Raw genomic sequence first — 20,255 nt, 5'->3', positions numbered from 1 at the left:
AAAATCACTTATTAATAAATAAAATTGATTTATTTTCATAAAATGAATCAATTTAACTGATATAAAAAATTATTCTCAATATTTTTTTTCTGGATAAAAACACAACAACAAGACGAAACTGTGAGATTATGGCAATATATAGTCCTTTCAAATTTTAAGCTTATTTTGAAACCATGCAGCTGTTACGTCTAAATGCCTTAGCACCAAATTTCCAATTGCCCCAAACCGCAGTGACGATTGGCAATTTTGATGGTGTCCATTTGGGACATCAAGCCATGGTTTCGCAACTGAAAGACGTTGCAAAAACACACAACTTAAAAACCTTGGTGATGATCTTTGAGCCTCAACCTTTAGAGTTTTTCAAAGGTTATGAAGCGCCCTCTCGCATCTCTTCACTGAGAGAAAAAGTCGAATATCTCACTGAGTTGGGTGTCGACTATATTGCGATTGCCAAATTTGATAATCAATTTCGCAGTTTAAGTGCCGAAAACTTCGCTGATTTATTAAAAAACAAACTCAATGCTCAAAGCTTGATCTTGGGTGACGACTTTCATTTTGGTAAAGACCGTCAAGGAAATAGCGAATTTTTAAAACAATACGGTTTTGATGTCACGAATTTAAAAACGGTTGAGTTTAATGGTGAACGCGTGAGTTCAACTCGTATTCGCCAAGTGCTTCATGCAGGTGATCTCTCACTTGCTGCAAAATTATTGGGTCGTCCCTATAGCATGATTGGCCGTGTGCAATACGGTGATCAAATTGGTCGCACCTTAAACTTCCCCACCATTAATGTCCGTGTTGGGCGTCATAGACCTTGTTTAAGTGGTATCTATGGCGTAGAAGTGATTTGTGAAACGACCTCTTTAACAGAAAAGGTTAAAGCGGAATCCCCAGATAAAAAAGGCATCCTTGGCTATCACACCGATGCTTTATATGGTGCGGGTCATGTAGGCACACGCCCTGCAATTAAGCAAGAGCACCCAGAATGGCGATTAGAAGTACATTTTCCTGATGTTTCTGCTAATCTTTATGGTCTGTTGATGCGAGTCACTTTCCTCGACTATTTACATGGTGAATTAAATTACCCATCTCTTGAAGCGCTTCAGGCGGGGATTGATGATGATGTCGAACGATTGCTTGAGTTTCGTAAAAACACCCCCAAATTTCCTTTTTAAACTTAATTTTTTATTGTAAAACGCGTCAGCAATGGTGCTGATAATATTGGATGACAACTTGCATGAGCGATAAGCAAACTTCTGAAAATGCAGTGGATTATAAAGCCACGCTAAACCTACCAGGTACTGAATTTGCAATGAAAGCAAATCTCGCAGTACGTGAAGCAAAATGGTTAGAAGAGTGGTATGCCGACAACATTTATCAGCAGATTCGTGCTTCGCGTATTGGTAAGAAAAAATATATTTTGCATGATGGTCCTCCGTATGCGAATGGTTCATTGCATTTAGGTCATGTGGTCAATAAAGTCTTAAAAGATATTATTGTAAAAAGCCGTACTTTAGATGGTATGGATGCACCCTATGTTCCGGGCTGGGACTGTCATGGTTTGCCAATCGAATTAAAAGTTGAAGAAAAAGTCGGCAAAGTGGGCGTGAAAGTTGATGCTTCAACCTTCCGTAAAGCTTGTCGTGAATACGCTTATACTCAAGTCGAATTACAGAAAAAAGACTTCATCCGTATGGGTGTGTTTGGTGACTGGGATAACCCATACCTCACCATGAATTTTAAGCAAGAAGCCGACATTGTCCGTGCCTTGGGTGAAATCGCCAAAGCAGGTCATATTGAACCGGGTTTAAAACCAGTGAACTGGTGTATGGATTGCGGTTCTTCACTGGCTGAAGCAGAAGTTGAATACGAAGATAAAAAATCGGATGCAATTGATGTCGGCTTTGGTGTGGTCAGCCTGACTGACTTATCTGAAAAAATTGGACTGACTGTTACTCATCCAACCGATATCGTGATCTGGACCACAACACCTTGGACATTGCCTGCCAACCAGGCGGTGGCACTGCATGCTGAAATCGACTATCAATTGGTTGAAGTACAATCTGAACGTGGTACTCAAAACCTCATCTTAGCCAAAGATTTGGTTGAGTCTGCATGTGAACGTTACAAGCTTGAAAATCCAAAAGTATTGGCTGATTTTGTTGGTGCAAAACTTGAGAATTTACAACTACAACATCCATTGATTACTGATCGCCAAGTGCCTGTCATCTTAGGCGAGCATGTTATTGCGACCAGTGGTACTGGTGCTGTACATACAGCGCCTGGACATGGTGTAGACGACTATAAAGTAGGTCTAAGCTATAACTTAAAAGTAGAAAACCCTGTAGGTGGAAATGGTGTCTACTTACCAACCTCACCGCTTTTTGCTGGTGAACACATCTATAAGGCAAATCCAAAAATCATCGAGACTTTATCAAGTATCGGTAAATTATGGGCGCATCTGCCAATTAAGCACAGCTATCCACATTGCTGGCGTCATAAAACACCGATTATCTTCCGTGCAACGCCACAATGGTTTATCAGCATGGATGCAAATGGTCTACGTCAAGATGCTTTAAATGCCATCGAAAATGACATCGGTTTTGTTCCTGATTGGGGTAAAAACCGGATCAAATCTATGATCGAAGGTCGCCCAGACTGGTGTATTTCTCGTCAGCGTACTTGGGGTGTGCCAATCCCATTCTTTGTACACAAAGATACCAATGAATTACACCCTCGTACTCCTGAATTAATTGAAGAAGTTGCAAAACTGATTGAAAAAGAAGGGATTGATGGTTGGTATAACCGTGAAGCCAAAGAATTTATCGGTGATGATGCTGAACAGTACAATGCAGTCCGTGATACTTTGGATGTCTGGTTCGACTCAGGCACAACCCATTATGCTGTGTTACGTGAACGTGCAGAACTTGAAGACCCAGCAGATCTATATCTTGAAGGCTCAGATCAACATCGTGGTTGGTTCCAGTCTTCATTGTTAACGTCGATTGCGATTCATAAACGTGCGCCATATAAAGCGTTGTTAACCCATGGTTTCACAGTAGACGAAAAAGGTCGTAAATTATCAAAATCATTGGGTAACTTTATCCCGCTTGAAGACATCATCAAACAGTTAGGTGCAGATGGCTTACGTCTATATGTTGCTTCAAGTGACTATCGTTATGAAATTGCGGCAAGTAATGAAATCTTTAGCCGTGTAAGTGATAGCTATCGTCGTATTCGTAATACTTTGCGTTTCTTGTTGGCAAACTTAAATGGTTTTAAACCATCAACAGATGCCTTGCCAGTTGATCAATTGATTGCCCTTGATCAATACATCTTACAACGTGCAGCTGATGTACAGAAAACCATTCAACAAGCTTATGAAGATATGAATTTCCATGTCGTGACCAATGCTTTGACGAATTTCTGTATCAATGACTTGGGTGGATTCTATTTAGACATCATCAAAGACCGTCAATACACCACCAAGGCTGATTCAGCAGCTCGCCATTCAGCACAAACTGCGTTGTATCATTTGGTTCAAGCCTTTGTTCGTTGGATGAGCCCTATCTTGAGCTTTACTGCACAAGAAGCTTGGCCGTTGATTCCAGAACAAACTGAAAAATATGTATTTACTGCAAATTGGTATGATATTCCAGTTGCATCCAATAGCAACTTGATCTCTGAAGCGGATTGGCAGACTTTGATTGAAGTTAAATCTGCGGTCAATAAACAGATTGAAGCTGCGCGTAATGTGAAACTGATTGGTAGTAACCTGTCAGCTAAGGTTGAACTTTGGGCAAATGCGGATCTACAAAAAGTATTGAACCAATTGGGTGATGAACTTCGTTTTGTCTTAATTACCTCACAAGCCATTGTTTATGACTATGCTGAACAAGGTGAAGTAACGGATATTGAAGGCTTACGAGTTAAGGTTTCGGCGGCTGAAGGTGAGAAATGTGCACGTTGCTGGCATGTACTTCCAGATGTAAATACACATCTTGAACATCCAGGTCTATGTTCTCGTTGTATTATCAACCTTCCTACAGGTCAAGGCGAAGAGAGAAAATATGCCTAATCCGCAAAATAAAAAGGGCTTATTCCAGTTTTATCCTCATAATTTGATGTGGCTTGGACTGTCTGTCCTTGCCATTATCATTGACCAATGGACAAAAAACATTGCAAGTACACATCTGACTTATGCTCAGCCTGTACCTGTACTGCCTTTTTTGAACTGGACATTACTGCATAATTACGGCGCAGCATTTAGCTTCTTGTCCGATGCAGGTGGATGGCAACATTATTTATTTACAGGACTGGCGGGTGTCGTCTCTATCGTCTTTATTTTTTGGCTGATGCGTATGCCAAAAACAACGCTGATTTTACCTGCTGCAATCGCATTGATTCTTGGTGGTGCATTAGGCAATTTGATTGATCGTATGACACTGGGTTATGTGGTTGATTTTATTCATTTGCATTATCAAGGAAGTAGTTTTCCTGCATTCAATATTGCGGACAGTGCGATTACCCTCGGTACCATTTTATTGTTAATTGATACCTTCTTTTTAGAAAAGCATCGTATTCAACGTGCGGAAGCGCAAAATGACTGAACAAATTATTAATCCCAATGACGAAACACGCATTGCGGATGGATCAAAAGTAGAACTGCACTTTTCTGTTGCGATTGAAAGTGGTGTTGAAATTGATAATACCCGTAGCCGTGAAGAACCTGTCAGTTTAGTTATGGGTGATGGCAGCTTATTACCGGGGTTTGAAAAAGCCTTATTTGGTCTGCGTGCTGGTGACCGTCGTACTGTCAGCTTACCTCCTGAAGATGCTTTCGGTCCGTGGAATCCTGAAAACGTACAAAAGTTTGATACGGTAAAATTCGAACAGCGTCCTGTAGAAGGGCATATGATTGAGTTTGAAGATAAAGCCAAACAAAGTTTATTTGGCGTGGTTAAAACTGTAGGTGAGGACATCACCGAAGTCGATTTTAACCATCCACTTGCAGGTAAAAATATTACCTTTGAAGTTGAAATCTTCAAAGTTACCCCTGCGGGTCAGCAAGGTGTGAAAATCATGTAAGCCTTTGCTGATAGCAATATTAAAGCTCCATCTGGAGCTTTTTTATTTTGAGTAATCAAGCGCTAATTTGAAAATAGCCATTAAATCACTCATTCTAAAGGCTTATTAAATTTTTTATGATTATGAATATTTAATAAATCAATTTTTTCTTTATGCGATAGTTGATCAAGTTTAAAAATATCTTCTTTTTTAATTTTTCCAACATTTTTTAACTCCTCAAATTTTTTAGTCCTCAAAAAATTAAGTGACTCACTTGTTATATTTGTTATTTTATAACTTGTAGTTTCAGGGTTAAAAAACTCTAAATTTTGAGTATGATTATCTTCTAAATTTGAATATTTTATATTTCCCTCTGTTTTGCTATTTGCTATCAAAAATCCATCCTTTAAAATGGTTTTAATATTTACGATATTATTATTAAAAAAATAATGAACTTCATAATCTGCCTTTCGCGCAAATACATTATCTTCTAACATATCATTGAATGAAGTTTTCTTTAACTGACTTTCCCCTTGTATTTCATAACTTAAAATATATTTAGACTTAAAATTAGTAAGCACCTTACCTTGATCTATCACTGTTATTGTTTTCTCATAAGCATACCATTCAGATGGTCCATCAGCTTTAAGAACTGATAAATTTACTCGCAAATCTTTTAAATCATTATCTTCGTCCATTTTAAAGAATAATTGTATTTCATTTGTTTCTTGAAAACCCTTCATAATTTTATAGCTACCAAAAAAGATAAGAAGTAATACCGCAACAATAATAATTAATTTCTTCATTTATTCTAATTACTCATTTTTAGCATTTTCTATCCATTTATTTACCATAGACAATTCAGCATTGTTTATATTATTTCTTGGCTGTCTATGGTCATTAAATATAGACTGATAATTTGTAGCAACAGGCATACCATTTTTATAAAAATTCATCGGTAATGCACTAGTACCCTCCTTTAGCATCGCGTCCCAACCTTGTTTCGGTAAACAAGCAACCATGTATATAGGATTATCATCATAGTATAAGGACATACCTAATGTTGCTATTTTTTTTGAAATTTTTCGCTTATCAGGAAGAAATGATGGATAAGAAGAAAGACTTTGACCAGCAACCAGAACATTTATACAATTTAAATTTGTGGAAATATTTTTTGCAAAATTATTTTTTCCTTTCTTTTCATACGCGCTGTTACATCCAAAGAAATTAAGTCTTGTATCTTTTCCCCAATAATAATTAAATTTTGCCCATTCACTGTGAATAAGTTGATTTCTCTTTTGAGTACCAAGCAATGACGTTCGACTTACTGGTAATAAAATCTCAAGAGGGTCAAAACTCCATGCATCATAAATTATCGGTCCATTCAATCCAGCATGTGAAAAAAAGCTAACCTCCTTCATTTCAACTTTACCTTGTCCGCCATATTTTTTTATCCAAAAATCAATTATGACTTGAATTTGAGAAAAGTGGGTAATATTTGGACAATGAACCATGTGAATATCTGGATCAAACATAGGATCAGTTTTAATAATAACTAATCTTGTTTGAACGGCTTCTTTAAAGATTCTTCTTGCAATTTCATCACTAGATTCATCGGCATAAAATAAGAGAAATAATTGTTTTTTCCTTGTGATTTTAATGTGTTCAATATTGTTTTCTTTTGTTGAAGTTCTTGCTGTTGAAATTTTTTTTGCTGGAATTTCCATTCTATTCTAGCTCCAAATGTATTTGGAGGTTTTCTTCCTCACTTGAAAAAAACTTAGATGAATAACCATCGTTATCTGTTATTCCTTTTATTTCTGATCCATTTGGATAAATTACGGTATAAGGCTTATTTTTATATGGAATACCATTATCATCTGTAAACAAATATCGTAAATTGTATGCTGTACCTTTTGGTAAAAAAGGAAGTTTTGTTTCTACTTTAGCTCCATCTTTGAATAAATGTTGTCCAGCTTTCACCTCAAACTTTGCAGGTGTAATAATTGTAATACCATTTTTATTGATAATAATTTGAGAACCACCAGCCATAGTTTTTCCTATTTTTGATAGATTCAGCTTAATTTTCATTGTTTCAATATCTATAAAAGAGAATGTTTTTAATCATTACTATTCCGTCAGATAGTAACACGATTTCTACATCACAATCCTATATTTTTTAAAAAAATTAAACACTTAGTTTAATAATCATTTGAATTATTCAGTTTTTGAAGTTGAAATCTTCAAAGTTACCCCTGCGGGTCAGCAAGGTGTGAAAATCATGTAAGCCTTTGCTGATAGCAATATTAAAGCTCCATCTGGAGCTTTTTTATTGATACCCATACTGCGTTTTAAAAGCTCACGACAAAGCAAAATCCACAGCAGCTTGTGTATGGATCGATGTTGTATCAAATAGTGGAACAGAAAACGGAGTGTCTCCAATTAGCATACAAATTTCTGTACACCCCAAAATAATTCCTTCTGCACCCTCTAATATGAGTTGCTCAACAATTTGGATATATTTCTGACGAGATTGTTCATTAATCACGCCTAAACACAATTCATCATAAATAATATTGTGAACAATCTTTCGATGCGCTTGGTGAGGTATGAGTACATTGATGCCTTGCTGTTCCAACCGCTGCTTATAGAAATCTTGTTCCATGGTAAATCGAGTACCTAACAAACCGACTTTGCGAATGTTCTGATTTAAAATTTCTTTCGCTGTCGCATCCGCAATGTGAATGAAAGGAATAGAAATCGAGTGCTCAATATAGGACGCAACTTTATGCATGGTATTGGTACACAGTAAAATGCCCTCTGCCCCTGCTTGCTCCAACTGAACGGCCTTCTCTTTTAAATATATTCCTGCATCCTCCCATAAGCCTTGGCGCTGTAATATTTCAATTTCAGCAAAATCAACACTGATTAAAACGACTTTCGCAGAGTGTAATTTTCCTAATTTTTGTTGCACGCTTTTATTCAACTGTTGGTAGTATAAATCTGTAGACTCCCAACTCATCCCACCCAATAATCCAATCGTTTTCACTGTTTTTGCTCTCAAAGATTTTTTATCTATTCTAAGATCTGTTGATATTTCATCAATGGATTGCGTTTTAGGCGAGGACAGAGCAAATAAAATAATAATCAATATGATTCAATGGAGGTCTTAAAGCACCTGTATTCACCATGACAATCATTTAAAATATCTCGTCACTCTCATCCAATACGATCGTGATCACGCTATCATTGTTTCAATTGAAATCTCGCCTGATTGATTCCAGAAACAATCGCTACGATAGCGTATATTTGTATGATGATTCAGCTATACTTTCATCTTATTTCAGCCTTTCATGATTCGCATGCGCCTAGACTTCTTCGATTTGCAACTTTTTATCAATATCGTGGACACAGGAAGCCTAACCAAAGGTGCTGAACGCTCGTCTATTTCATTGCAAGCAGCAAGTGAACGCATTAAAAAACTTGAACAACACTATACAACTCGCCTTTTTACTCGCCACGCCTCAGGTGTCAAACTGACTATTGCAGGACAAACTTTTGCAGAGCAAGCTTTAAGGTTGATCCAACAAGCTAAACAGCTTGAACAAGCCATGTCACCCTATACACAAGGGCTCAGTAACCATATGACCTTATGGTGTAATTCGTCTGCGCAAAGTGAATATTTACCGCTACTGTTACCTCAATATTTAGTTGAAAATCCACAGATCCAGATTGATCTAAGAGAAGCAGAAAGCAATGAAATTATCCAGACGATTGAAAAAGGTAATGCGAAATTGGGCTTAATTTCCAGCTTTTTTAATCACCATCAGTTGCAAACACTTGAATTTTCAGATGATCCATTGGTGCTGATTTGTCCAGCCAATCATGAGCTTGGGCAACAGCAGCAATTAAAATTAATCGATGCAATGCATTATCCATTCGTAGGTCTAATGCAATATCATTCACTACAACAATCTATTGAAAATCAAGCAAAATTACTCAATTGTGCCATTCAGTATCGATTAAGATTACCAAATTTTGCCGCAATTGCTCAGGTAGTTGCCAACGGCGTCGGGATTGCAATTATGCCAAAGCGTGCTGCAATCAGGTTAAACCAGCATTATCCATTTCATCAAATCGAATTGGTGGGCGAATGGGCAAAGCGCCAATTGCAATTGGCTGCACAAAATTTTGATGAACTTCCTACAGCCTACCAACATTTTGTGCAATTTTTAATTTCACAAAAAACTAAACTGATTTTGGATGAGATGCCTCAGCCTTAAATTGAACGAGTGCATGTTGAGCTCGGCAGCTCAAAAAATCATTGGAAAAGACACTTACAGCACGCCAAATTGATGTAATACAGAATACAATCCAAAAATCACCAAACCACAAAAGAAAACTTTACGGAATTTTTGCTCTGGAATTCGATGACGAATTTTTGTCCCCACCCACATGCCGAGTAATGATGGAATCAACGCAATCAGTGATAATTTATAGTCAATCGGGGTATCTTCAACAGGATTCTGATGTAGAAAAACGGCAAGGCATATTGTTGAAACAGTAAAAGCTAAACCTAAAGACTGTACCAAATCATCACGCTTTAAATGCAAAGATTGCAAATAAGGTACAACTGGAATCACTACAACACCTGTTGCAACAGTCAAAGCACCGCCTAAATATCCAATGATTGGAGAAAGCCATTTTTCATGTGGAGCAAGATTTGGCATTCGCTTGGCAAATAAGCCGTAAAGCCCATACAAAGCCAACATTGCGCCTAACAGTGCCTCACTATGAAAGCTGCCATGAGAATGCCCTAAGGTCGGGAAAATGCTCCAGATTGAACCAACAATAATTCCCAATAGCAATGGATAAAAACGACACACCAACCGCCACACATTGCCCTCAGCAAATAATTGCCAAAAATTGGTGACCATTGAAGGAATAATCAGCAGTGTCGCAGCTTGGAATGGGCTGATGACTAAACTCAATAAACCCATCGATACCGCAGGTAAACCTAGCCCAATCGTTCCCTTAATCATCCCTGCAATTGCAAACACACCTATGACAAATCCCATCATGTCGCTTTACCTCTCTATGCTGAGGTCATGCTACGCCAATCTGTAGATTTGAAATATCACTGTTTTTAGGATAGAGCCTCAATTAAATATTGAGGCTCTATCCTCATGGACAGACTTTTTCTCAGACAAAGAATTTACGATCATTTTACGTTACTGCTCAACCCAAGCTTTCTATACTTTTTCCATCCCATTTTGGATGTATTGACCATGAATATGCCGATTGCCAGTTCTACAAAAATTTTCCCCACAGCATTATTATGTGAACATCAGGACAACAATGATTTTTATCTCGAAACGCAACGATACTTAGAAAATTATCCAGAAACACGTTTTATTGATATTTGCTTACATGACTTGAATGGGCATATTCGTGGGAAACGTATTGAGGTGAATGCACTTCACTCACTGTACAAAGGTTGTTATTTCCCATTGTCGATTTATGCAATGAATTTAAATGGTCAGGTGGTGGAAGAAAGCGGTTTAGGCAAATATATCGGAGAGCCTGACCGCTTATGTATGCCCGTTTTAGGCAGTTTAAAACCTTGTGCAGATCAGCCCATCCAACATGCTCAACTGTTATTGAGCATGCAGTCGGATGATGGCTCAGACTGTATGTTAGAACCGCGTAATCTACTCAAAAAAATCTTAACTACACTGCATCAAATGCATTACTTTCCTGTCATGGCAGGTGAAATCGAGTTTTATTTATCAAATCAACAACAAGATAATCAATCCCATCAGACCCAATGTTTCGATGTAGATACACCACATGATTTTCATCGTATTCTTCAACACATTGAGCTTGAAGCAAAGCGCCAAAATATCGAGCTCACTGCAATTGTGGCTGAAAGTGCTTCTGGACAATTTGAACTGAATATTCAGCATAGCCACAATATTTTAAAACTCTGTGATGACATCATGGCAATTAAACGCATGATTCGACAAATTGCTGTAGAGCACCATTTGCAAGCCAGTTTTATGGCAAAACCGAATATGTCCAAAGCAGGCAGTGGTATGCACTTTCATATGAGTCTACTCAACCAATGGCAAGAAAATATTTTTCAATTAGATGCAGCTAAAAAACCGAACCTGATCATGCAAAAAGTCATTGCAGGTTTAATTGATTTGATGCCAGCATCCATGGCGATTTTGGCACCCAATGTCAATTCCTTTCGAAGATTCCAATTTGGGCATCATGTACCGCTACAAGCAAATTGGGGATTGAATAATCGTAATGTTGCCATTCGCATCCCCTGTGCAGATCAAGACAATCAACGGCTTGAATATCGTGTTGCAGGGGCAGATGTCAATCCATATCTTTGTGTCGCAACCCTATTGGTCGGTATACTCCATGGGCTACATACTCCACTCAACTTACCCAAACCTAGCCCACAATTGCAGGGCATTGATACACCACATTTCTTACCGACCCATCAGCTTGAAGCATTGCAGTTGTTCGAAAAAAATGCTGTTTTTAAACAATATTTTGGTACAGAATTCATGCAGTTGTGGTGCGCATGTAAAAGATTTGAATATCAAACCGTGATCAATAAAATTACTCAAACAGAGCTAGATTGGGGAATTTAATTACACACTCTAAAGAATATTGCCTTGCTTAGATCCATTAATTTTTTTGGATATTGATTCATAAAAAAATCCCTTTTTTAAAAAGGGATTTTTTTCAAATATGCTGAAAAGTTAAAATGAATCTAGATTTTCTATGATTATTTACAGACTGATTGAAAGAAAGCCAAATTGATTTCATCATCATCCACCGTGCTAGGATCAGAAGCTTGATCATCTCGGTTAATCAATTCACCATTTTTTAAGTAATCTTCAACTAAACTAATGCTGGTCGTGCGCTCTACACAATGGTCTAAATTATGCGATAAAGTATAGTCACCTTTTTTCATTTCGAGTTCTTCATTATCGGCATCAGCAACAAACTTTGCCCAATAATCGACTGTTTTGCCTTTTTTCACCAGGCGATCCGTATCTAAATAAAAGCTTCCATCTGGATCTTTAATAATTAATTTCCAATTTTCCGCAAGTGCATACTGACTCAACATTGTTGTTATGCAGATTAAAATAATTTTTTTCATACCGTTCTCTAAAGTAAAATAAATGATGAAATATAAAACTTAAAATTCTTGCACAATTATGGGCGAATTTCTTTTAATTCTCGCTGAATAAAATGCTGAATCATTTCCCGATAAAGCATTTCGATCAAATCAGGATTCGTTCCAACATCAATGGCTTTTTGACGTACTTTATTAATCACCTGCTGTACACGTTCTGGTGACTGTACATCTTCCGCTGTACGTTTAAATCGAACCGCTTGATCCACATAATATTGGCGTGCTGCAATTAATTCAATCAATTCTTGGTCCAAGTGATCAATTCGATCACGGACTTGTTCTAAAGATTCACACTTCTCTTTTTTGATCATTGGTTTTTTCTACATCCTGTGCTTCGCTCATGTGTTGAGCTCGTTCTAACGCATTTTCAGTTTTATATTTATGTTCTAACACATTACTAAAAATACTTTCAATCATCCAAACGCGATATAGACTATTAAATACGTATCGCTTTCCTTCAATACGCAATTCTAAAACTGGAAAATCGGGCTGATGCTTTTCAGCGCATTGCTGATCATTAACTTTTAATAAAGCTTCAACGTCAATCTCTGTTAATTTTTCGATTGCTAAGTCTTGCTGCATTTGCTGCAAGTGAGGTTTAAAGGACAAATCACGCCCTTTGGTCCATACAGCTTGCAATATGTCATACATGACATCTACGCGCTGTTCTTCGGGCACACTGTAATATAGCTGTGCCATATTTAAAGTGCTTTCAGCCGTTGGACGACAAAATGGTGTAAATTTCACTTCAGAACGCTTGGAAAGACGTGTTGCCAAACTCCAGTCAAAAGCATCTCGACCGTGATAGCTCAACGGATACAAATTCAATTGAATATTATAATAATTAGCAAGTTCTTCTTTAATATAAGCCAGCAATAACCAGCTGATTGGGTCTTCTAAAGCAATATATAAATCGAGTTCTGGATGCATGGACTGGATTTCAGCAAGCTCTTCTGCATCACTCATCAAATGCTCACGCCATTCGATGTGATTGATTAAGAAAATCGGATTACCCGTCAATAATTTTTGTTGTTTTAGACGACGAGTCAAACGCAATAAATCATCCACCGCGTGATACTTTCGCCCACCAAATTCAAAATAGCTTTCTAAAATAGGGGTATGACTAAAAATGCGTTCAGGGAAATTTTGTGGTTTTTGGTGCTGACTCGCCATAACAAACAACGTTCGTAATTTTCCATACTGTTGTTGCCACAGCATATGAAAGACGTCTTCGAGTAAATAAAGAAAGTTCTGACCTGTAAGCGGTGTATTTCTCAGAATGATTTCTGCTTGTTTTAATGCTTCTGGAGAAGGTTGTTCTGGTTTTTCATCATCATAACTAAAACGGTGTTGGTTGGCTAAGATTTTGGCATCTTCTAAACAATAATTGCGCCATTCTTCTACCGTCATCCCATTGGGGGGTTCTGCCGATGTATTGGAAATAATCACCTTCAAGGGTTTTAAATCATCAGCTAAAATATCATCCAATTGCGTTAATTGTTGTACCGCAAGATAACTATACACATCATCTAAACGCAGATAGATACTCAGCCCTTGTTCCGTAGATAACACCTCTTGGCGAACCGGTTTTTGGTAAAACCAACTCGATCGGATTGGATCAAACCAACGGCGTAGCAGTGACATGGGAAGAGCCTCAAAATAAGCACTAAATAAATGAGAGAAAACTGACTGAAACTCGCTCAAGCATACCATTCATTCAATGAAGATGCTGAAAAAATTGATGCTGATCAGTCTTAAGCAAATTTATAACAATTCGGTTCTGAATGATCAATATCCCAAAACCTGATAAAATTTAAACCATTAGGTCAATCCAATAAAAAAGCACCCATTTATGGATGCTTTTTAGCTCAAACTAATGATCTATTTTATTTTAGCGCTTAGATTTCACGCACTGCACCTTTTGAAGCGCTGGTGGTATGCATAGCATAAGCTTTCAAGGCTTTTGAAATCTTGCGCGGACGTTGTTCAGCAGGCTGCCAACCTTTTTCATCTTGAAGCTTACGTCGAGCAGCTAAGGTCGCCTCATCCACAGCAAGATTTATGGTACGATTTGGAATATCAATTTCAATCAAATCACCATCTTCAACCAATCCAATCACACCGCCTTCAGCAGCTTCAGGTGATACATGTCCAATTGAAAGACCAGAAGAACCTCCAGAGAAACGTCCATCTGTCAGTAAAGCACATTCTTTACCTAAGCCTTTTGATTTTAAATAACTGGTCGGATAAAGCATTTCCTGCATACCCGGTCCACCACGTGGTCCTTCATAACGGATCACAACCACATCACCAGCTTTAATTTCATGTCCTAAAATTGAATCTACTGCAGCATCTTGGCTTTCAAATACTCGTGCAGTTCCATTAAATTTTAAAATTGAATCATCAACACCTGCTGTTTTAACAATACACCCATCTACAGCAATGTTGCCATACAATACTGCCAAGCCACCATCTTTAGAGAAAGCATGTTCAGCATTACGAATCACACCTGTTTCACGATTGCCATCCAAAGTCTGGTAATAGCGATTTTGTGAGAATGCTGTTTGAGTTGGAACACCACCTGGCGCTGAGCGGAAGAACTCATATACCACTGGGTCTTCTGTACGAATAATATCCCATTTATCCAATGCATCTTTTAAGGTGTGCTCATGCACAGTGTGTACCGATGTATCTAATAAACCTGCACGATCCAATTCACCGAGAATGGACATGATGCCACCGGCACGATGCACATCTTCCATATGCACATCCTGCTTTGCAGGAGCAACTTTACATAATACAGGCACTTTACGCGATAAACGATCAATGTCATCCATGGTAAAGTCAACACCTGCTTCACTGGCAGCAGCCAATAAATGCAATACGGTATTGGTTGAACCACCCATCGCAATATCGAGCGTCATGGCATTTTCATAAGATGCTTTGGTTGCGATCGAACGTGGTAATACCGTGTAATCATCTTGCTCATAATGGCGTTTTGCCAATTCAACAACCAATTGACCTGCTTTCTCGAATAGTTTCTTACGGTTAGCATGCGTTGCTAATGTTGAACCATTTCCTGGTAACGACAACCCCAATGCTTCTGTCAAACAGTTCATCGAATTTGCTGTGAACATACCTGAACATGAACCACATGTTGGACATGCTGAACGCTCGTATTCTTTTACTTCTTCATCTGTAAAATTATCATCGGCTGCAACCACCATCGCATCAACTAAGTCAATTGCACGTTCTGTACCACGGATTTTGACTTTACCCGCTTCCATTGGTCCACCCGACACAAACACCACTGGAATGTTTAAGCGCATCGCTGCCATTAACATCCCTGGGGTAATTTTGTCACAGTTTGAAATACACACCATGGCATCTGCGCAGTGTGCATTGACCATATATTCGACAGAGTCTGCAATCAAATCACGTGAAGGCAATGAATACAGCATGCCATCATGCCCCATTGCGATACCATCATCCACGGCAATGGTATTAAATTCTTTTGCCACACCACCAGCTGCTTGGATTTGTTCCGCAACCAGTTGACCTAAATCTTTAAGGTGGACATGACCAGGCACAAACTGGGTAAATGAGTTGACTACCGCAATAATCGGCTTACCGAAATCTTCATCTTTCATTCCTGTTGCACGCCATAAGCCACGTGCACCAGCCATATTTCTTCCATGTGTCGATGTTTTTGAACGATAGTCAGGCATTTGTATTTCCAACATTGTTTGAGCTTGAAATGAATCAGATTCACTCTGGCTAAATAAAACTGATATAGCAATAAATCAGTCGAAATATGTACACATCATACTATAAGTTAACGTAGAACCAATGACCATGAGTATGATCTTTTTTTAAACAAGACGTGTTTACTTATATTTCAACAGGGTTTAGAGATAAGTGATATTTAATATAACGCTATCGCAGTCGATAAAACACAAAACTTCTATGAATAATTTTTTATTTTTTAATAAATAATATTTATCATTTAACAATAATCACTAAATTTAATTTTATAAAAGGTCTCTATTCATAGAAGCTCAAATATTGATAATCGAAATATCATTACTTTTTTATCAAATGCTTGTGCCAGAAAGGTAAACCCCAAGCCAATCATTAACACAACTGTTTTTTCATCATTTGCGTACTTTATTGTTTTAAATCAATTGGAAATTTTTGCAATTTCATCAGCTCCTTGATTTTTTTAATCAACACCTGCTCAAAAAACAAAAAACGATAATGTGGAACACATATCGTTTTTTGTTTGGATTATCCAAAATTAGATTGAATAAATAAGACTTACCACGTGATATTCACACGACGGTTAGGTGCTAGACATTCAACCAGTTGGATCTTTTTATTGATCCCTGCGCACTTTTGGTACACATCTGTTTTATTTTCAGCACTGTACTGAATTTGCTCGCCACGAATGCCTTGTTGTTTCAAGAGTTCAACGACTGTATTCGCTCTTTGGGCAGATAAACGTTGGTTATACTGAAATGATCCTAAACGATCAGTATATCCAGCCACAAAAACAGGGCTATTCGCATCAGATTGTTTAATTTGATCTGCGATTTTACGAATCACTTCAGCGTTCTTTACACCATTTTTATCCGCATGATCAAAATAAAACAAAACACTTGCAGACTGCCCACCAGGTGCTAGAGTCGTTTGCTCCGTCTCAGACTGATTGTTAATCCCCCAAGCCATTAAACCTTGGCATTGTTCACCTTTCCAATATAGATTGTCTGAACGGTATTGCTTATCAAAATCTATGCGTAATTGGCAACGCTTATATTGGTTTGAGTTAGGCTCACGAATATCCAATACATAATTCCATGTCTTAACTGCAAAAAGACCTTCAGAGAATTGTGGATTCCCCAAAATATGGCGAATCTGATCTTTGGTTAATCCCTTGTCTAAACGTGCGACATCGTCATATTCATAACGGTTCACTTGTTTTAAATAGCTGTCTTTGATTTCAGGAAAATGGATTTCTTGCGTATTTGCACTTTCGACTTCAGCAGCATGGCTCAATGACATCACAAGACCGCTGAATACACCAAACATAATTTTTTTGTTAAATGCTTTCATTTTTTCTCTCTTAAAAAATTTTCGAAGAAAAAGGAAGACCCGAAGATCTTCCCTGTCGAGTGAATTAGTCAATCACACCACTGATACCGATACGCACACTTGCATCGCCTTGAGACGCTGCAGCTACACCGCCTGTAATCGACCAACGACCATTGTCTGCAGTTTTACGTAAAGTCACACCTACCGCATTTTCACCACCGTGGTAAGCTGCGCCTGCTGCATAGGTATATTTACCTGGGACATATGGTGCTGATTCCAGAGCCATCGCAGCGGCAATACCAGCATTGGCTTTTTTCTCTACATCATCAATACGGTTGTTGGTAATACGGAATGCGTTATCCAACTTGTTACTGACATTGTCAATTTTGCTATTCAATGCTTGATCTGCTTGGTTTAATGCATCAATTGCGCCACCAACATTGTTGTATTTCGAGTCACCTACCGTATAACTTGGAGCTGTGAAGCTACCTGTAATGTTGTCATAACCTGCTCCACCACCAAGATAATTGACTACCGCTTGGTTGGTTGTATTCAATTGACTACCATTGACAGCATCTTTAGATGTTGCATTCACTGCACCTTCTTTAACACCTGTCACTACTCGGTTGCCATCTGTTCCAGCGACATTCACCGTTGTACCGCCAGTATCTTTTGCAACCGTCACTGGTGCATCTTTACCTGCTTGTTGAACCAAACCAACAGTACCGTTGTTAATATCATTTTTGATATTGCTAATATCAGTTGTGTTCTGATCTACTTGTTGTTGAACATTCCACAATTGACCGCCATTCACAGCATCTTTAGAACCTTGTGCAACCGTACCATCTTTCACATTGGTGATCGTTGTACCAGTTGCCCCACCACCAAGTGTGATCTTATCTTTTGATGCATCGTCATATTTAACAGCGTTGTTGGCAAGCTCATTAACATTGTTATTCACATTGTTAATTGCGCTGTCCAATTGTCCTTTGTTGACTGCATCTGTTGCATTTACTGCATTCGCAACATTTTGAATGGTTTTATTGCCTGCATTGATGCCTGCCAAAGTAACACTTGGTCCACCACTAATGGTTAATCCAGTGTTGTTCAATACAACTGCGTTATTGCCAATTGTAATACCTGCATTATTCAGAACCGTATCACCCGCTTTGACAGAATCAACTGTCAAGTCTTTTGCTGTTGATACTTCATAGTTGTCTGAACCATCTGCATTTTTGCTCTTGCTGACAACAATATTCTGACCATTAGAAACAGTCGATTTAGATGTTGTTGCCGCAGTATTAATTGCGTTATCAAGCGCAGTTAATGCATCACCAACATTGGTCTGATTACCTTGAGCAACATTATAAGTTGGTCCTGTAATCGTACCGTCTGCATTTACTTTAGCGTTACCACCCAAACTGTTCACCAATGTAGTTTGAGTCGTTACAACTTGGTTACCCACCGCTTTTAACTGTGCAACGTTCACAGCATCTGAATCTACGCTACCCGCAGCAACACCGGTAATTTGACGATAAATACCGCTCGACGCATCACCAACTGCAACAGCACCAGTGCTTGACGTAGTTTTAGTGATCGCGGCTTTATCTGCATTTGTTGCTACAGATAAGGCATAGCCTGCCTCACCAGCACCTGTCGTTGCAGCTGAACCGTTACCCAATACTACTGAACCAGCAACAGTTTTGGTGACATTGTTTCCAAGTACGAAAGTGTCATCTGTAAGTACTTGGTTGTTATTACCCACAGAGTAGCTGTTTGCACCATTTACAATAGTTGGATCACCAATCGCACCCGAATGATCACCAGTGACTTTATTGCCTGTACCAATACTGATCGATTGATTGCCTAAAGCTTCTGCACCAGAACCAATTGCAATTGATTGTTTACCATTGACTTTGGTGTTATGACCTAAAGCAACTGAACTATCTGCACCATTCGCAACAATCGCATTTACACCAATTGCTGTAGAGTTTAAACCACCTGCACTTGAGTCATTTGTTGTACCCAAATCACCTTTTGATGTATCGGCATTGGTATGGAAGAATTTAATACCATCAGTATTCATCTTCTGTACCGTTTGACCAATCGTTAGGCGATCTGTGGTTTCTTGACCTTGTTTGTCATACGTTAAGAACAATGAATCTTGGTTCTTATTGTCAGGTTTGGTATTTACAACTTGGTCAATAATATTCACCTTGTTGCCATTACCATCCACAACTTCCGTGATATTACTGGTAATCACTGCTTTTAACTGTTCTTCAGTCGCAGCTCTACCTTTGGTCGCAAAATCAGTTGAATTTAGATCTTTATTGCTCAAACCTTGGATCGTGTCATTTGCCTTATCAACAACAACATTACCTACAGTTACTTTGTCAAAGTTAACGTCTTTCGCTGTCGCAACTTCATAGTTTGTTGAGCCATCTGCATTGGTACCCGATGTAACGACAACATTATCCCCAGCATTTATCGTGGTTTTCGCTTTAGTCGCTGAATCTTTAATACTGCTGATTGCACCATCAATCGTGTTTGAACCTGTACCACCAATATTGGTCGTTGTGATTGCACCAGTCGTTACATCTCTGGTAGTTGAACCACCAATTGCATTCTTCACGCTGTTTGCAATATCGTATAATTGGCTACCATTGATGGCATCAGTAGATGTTGAGGTCACAGCACCCGCTTTAACATTTCTGATTATTGTGCCATTTGTACCTGCTAAAGTGACATTGTTATAGTTCACACTGCCATCAGCATTTTTATCGTACTTCACTGCAAACTTGTCAGTTTCACCTTGCGCTGCATTTAACGTGTTGATCGCTTGGTTAATGCTGGTTTCTGTGTTGCCACTGCCATCTTT

General features: G+C 38.4%; 16 protein-coding genes and 1 pseudogene. 6 read left to right on the top strand and 11 right to left on the bottom strand.

Translation table 11 applies throughout. From position 1 onward, the window contains the following. The first annotated feature begins 173 nt into the window (after positions 1-173). From ribF to ACINWC743_RS10145, 4 genes are all read left to right on the top strand, one after another. Positions 174-1,175 (top strand): riboflavin biosynthesis protein RibF, encoded by a 1,002-nt coding sequence (gene ribF / locus ACINWC743_RS10160; protein ID WP_009585409.1) that lies wholly within the window; start codon positions 174-176, stop codon positions 1,173-1,175. A gap of 62 nt (positions 1,176-1,237) precedes the next feature. Then, positions 1,238-4,078, top strand: a complete 2,841-nt coding sequence (gene ileS / locus ACINWC743_RS10155; RefSeq protein WP_009585405.1) for an isoleucine--tRNA ligase — start codon at positions 1,238-1,240, stop codon at positions 4,076-4,078. Next, on the top strand, positions 4,071-4,610 hold the full coding sequence (gene lspA / locus ACINWC743_RS10150) for a signal peptidase II (RefSeq protein ID WP_009585417.1): 540 nt from the start codon (positions 4,071-4,073) through the stop codon (positions 4,608-4,610). The genes ileS and lspA overlap by 8 nt, the downstream gene beginning before the upstream one ends. Next, positions 4,603-5,088, top strand: a complete 486-nt coding sequence (locus ACINWC743_RS10145; protein WP_005034950.1) for an FKBP-type peptidyl-prolyl cis-trans isomerase — start codon at positions 4,603-4,605, stop codon at positions 5,086-5,088. Before lspA ends, ACINWC743_RS10145 begins: the two co-directional genes overlap by 8 nt. 89 nt (positions 5,089-5,177) lie before the next feature. Here ACINWC743_RS10145 and ACINWC743_RS10140 read toward each other — a convergent pair whose 3' ends face one another. From ACINWC743_RS10140 to ACINWC743_RS10125, 4 genes are all read right to left on the bottom strand, one after another. Beyond that, entirely contained in the window at positions 5,178-5,873 is a 696-nt protein-coding gene (locus tag ACINWC743_RS10140; protein WP_009585374.1) for a hypothetical protein, read from the bottom strand. A 9-nt stretch (positions 5,874-5,882) separates the two neighbouring features. After that, positions 5,883-6,794 carry a hypothetical protein gene (locus ACINWC743_RS10135; RefSeq protein ID WP_009585436.1) on the bottom strand — a complete coding sequence of 304 codons (912 nt, stop codon included), beginning with the start codon at positions 6,792-6,794 and terminating at the stop codon, positions 5,883-5,885. A 1-nt stretch (position 6,795) separates the two neighbouring features. Then, the gene (locus ACINWC743_RS10130; protein ID WP_009585410.1) at positions 6,796-7,119 is read right to left on the bottom strand and encodes a hypothetical protein; all 324 of its coding nucleotides are present in this window, start codon (positions 7,117-7,119) and stop codon (positions 6,796-6,798) included. A 307-nt stretch (positions 7,120-7,426) separates the two neighbouring features. After that, entirely contained in the window at positions 7,427-8,116 is a 690-nt protein-coding gene (locus ACINWC743_RS10125) for an aspartate/glutamate racemase family protein (protein ID WP_035300934.1), read from the bottom strand. Positions 8,117-8,429: 313 nt separating this feature from the next. Here ACINWC743_RS10125 and ACINWC743_RS10120 point away from each other — a divergent pair, with 313 nt between their 5' ends. Continuing rightward, a complete protein-coding gene (locus ACINWC743_RS10120) occupies positions 8,430-9,350 on the top strand; it encodes a LysR family transcriptional regulator (RefSeq protein ID WP_009585431.1) in 921 nt (306 codons plus the stop codon). A gap of 54 nt (positions 9,351-9,404) precedes the next feature. On the opposite strand, the gene ACINWC743_RS10115 is transcribed toward ACINWC743_RS10120, so the two are convergent. Then, entirely contained in the window at positions 9,405-10,148 is a 744-nt protein-coding gene (locus ACINWC743_RS10115) for a sulfite exporter TauE/SafE family protein (RefSeq protein WP_004825767.1), read from the bottom strand. Positions 10,149-10,355: 207 nt separating this feature from the next. Between ACINWC743_RS10115 and ACINWC743_RS10110 the strand changes: the two genes are divergently transcribed. Then, a complete protein-coding gene (locus ACINWC743_RS10110) occupies positions 10,356-11,735 on the top strand; it encodes a glutamine synthetase family protein (protein ID WP_009585393.1) in 1,380 nt (459 codons plus the stop codon). A 137-nt stretch (positions 11,736-11,872) separates the two neighbouring features. On the opposite strand, the gene ACINWC743_RS10105 is transcribed toward ACINWC743_RS10110, so the two are convergent. The 6 genes and pseudogenes from ACINWC743_RS10105 to ataA form a co-directional block, all read right to left on the bottom strand. Continuing rightward, complete coding sequence (locus tag ACINWC743_RS10105; protein WP_005034942.1) at positions 11,873-12,250, bottom strand: surface-adhesin E family protein; 378 nt, start codon at positions 12,248-12,250, stop codon at positions 11,873-11,875. 56 nt (positions 12,251-12,306) lie between these two features. After that, positions 12,307-12,597 (bottom strand): chorismate mutase, encoded by a 291-nt coding sequence (locus tag ACINWC743_RS10100; RefSeq protein WP_004825764.1) that lies wholly within the window; start codon positions 12,595-12,597, stop codon positions 12,307-12,309. Continuing rightward, the gene (locus ACINWC743_RS10095; protein ID WP_009585383.1) at positions 12,575-13,930 is read right to left on the bottom strand and encodes a hypothetical protein; all 1,356 of its coding nucleotides are present in this window, start codon (positions 13,928-13,930) and stop codon (positions 12,575-12,577) included. The genes ACINWC743_RS10100 and ACINWC743_RS10095 overlap by 23 nt, the downstream gene beginning before the upstream one ends. Positions 13,931-14,184: 254 nt before the next feature. Beyond that, complete coding sequence (gene ilvD, locus ACINWC743_RS10090) at positions 14,185-16,014, bottom strand: dihydroxy-acid dehydratase (protein WP_004825762.1); 1,830 nt, start codon at positions 16,012-16,014, stop codon at positions 14,185-14,187. Positions 16,015-16,603: 589 nt separating this feature from the next. Beyond that, positions 16,604-17,398, bottom strand: a complete 795-nt coding sequence (gene tpgA, locus ACINWC743_RS10085; RefSeq protein WP_009585404.1) for a trimeric autotransporter adhesin/peptidogylcan-associated protein TpgA — start codon at positions 17,396-17,398, stop codon at positions 16,604-16,606. A 64-nt stretch (positions 17,399-17,462) separates the two neighbouring features. Further along, positions 17,463-20,255: pseudogene (gene ataA, locus ACINWC743_RS10080) on the bottom strand (trimeric autotransporter adhesin AtaA); the annotation flags it as partial.

Source organism: Acinetobacter sp. WC-743 (assembly GCF_000335555.1).
In the GTDB taxonomy this organism is placed as follows: Bacteria; Pseudomonadota; Gammaproteobacteria; order Pseudomonadales; family Moraxellaceae; genus Acinetobacter; species Acinetobacter bereziniae.
The sequence above is the reverse complement of the archived record's forward strand: the minus strand, read 5'-3'. Positions and strand labels throughout refer to the sequence as shown.

Excerpts from the sequence above, each read along its gene's own strand:
- ACINWC743_RS10135 (WP_009585436.1), bottom strand. The coding sequence starts at position 6,794 with ATGGAAATTCCAGCAAAAAAAATTTCAACAGCAAGAACTTCAACAAAA.
- ACINWC743_RS10140 (WP_009585374.1), bottom strand. The coding sequence starts at position 5,873 with ATGAAGAAATTAATTATTATTGTTGCGGTATTACTTCTTATCTTTTTT.
- ACINWC743_RS10145 (WP_005034950.1), top strand. The coding sequence starts at position 4,603 with ATGACTGAACAAATTATTAATCCCAATGACGAAACACGCATTGCGGAT.
- ACINWC743_RS10110 (WP_009585393.1), top strand. The coding sequence starts at position 10,356 with ATGAATATGCCGATTGCCAGTTCTACAAAAATTTTCCCCACAGCATTA.
- lspA (WP_009585417.1), top strand. The coding sequence starts at position 4,071 with ATGCCTAATCCGCAAAATAAAAAGGGCTTATTCCAGTTTTATCCTCAT.
- tpgA (WP_009585404.1), bottom strand. The coding sequence starts at position 17,398 with ATGAAAGCATTTAACAAAAAAATTATGTTTGGTGTATTCAGCGGTCTT.
- ilvD (WP_004825762.1), bottom strand. The coding sequence starts at position 16,014 with ATGCCTGACTATCGTTCAAAAACATCGACACATGGAAGAAATATGGCT.
- ACINWC743_RS10130 (WP_009585410.1), bottom strand. The coding sequence starts at position 7,119 with ATGGCTGGTGGTTCTCAAATTATTATCAATAAAAATGGTATTACAATT.
- ACINWC743_RS10120 (WP_009585431.1), top strand. The coding sequence starts at position 8,430 with ATGCGCCTAGACTTCTTCGATTTGCAACTTTTTATCAATATCGTGGAC.
- ACINWC743_RS10105 (WP_005034942.1), bottom strand. The coding sequence starts at position 12,250 with ATGAAAAAAATTATTTTAATCTGCATAACAACAATGTTGAGTCAGTAT.
- ribF (WP_009585409.1), top strand. The coding sequence starts at position 174 with ATGCAGCTGTTACGTCTAAATGCCTTAGCACCAAATTTCCAATTGCCC.
- ileS (WP_009585405.1), top strand. The coding sequence starts at position 1,238 with ATGAGCGATAAGCAAACTTCTGAAAATGCAGTGGATTATAAAGCCACG.
- ACINWC743_RS10100 (WP_004825764.1), bottom strand. The coding sequence starts at position 12,597 with ATGATCAAAAAAGAGAAGTGTGAATCTTTAGAACAAGTCCGTGATCGA.
- ACINWC743_RS10115 (WP_004825767.1), bottom strand. The coding sequence starts at position 10,148 with ATGATGGGATTTGTCATAGGTGTGTTTGCAATTGCAGGGATGATTAAG.
- ACINWC743_RS10095 (WP_009585383.1), bottom strand. The coding sequence starts at position 13,930 with ATGTCACTGCTACGCCGTTGGTTTGATCCAATCCGATCGAGTTGGTTT.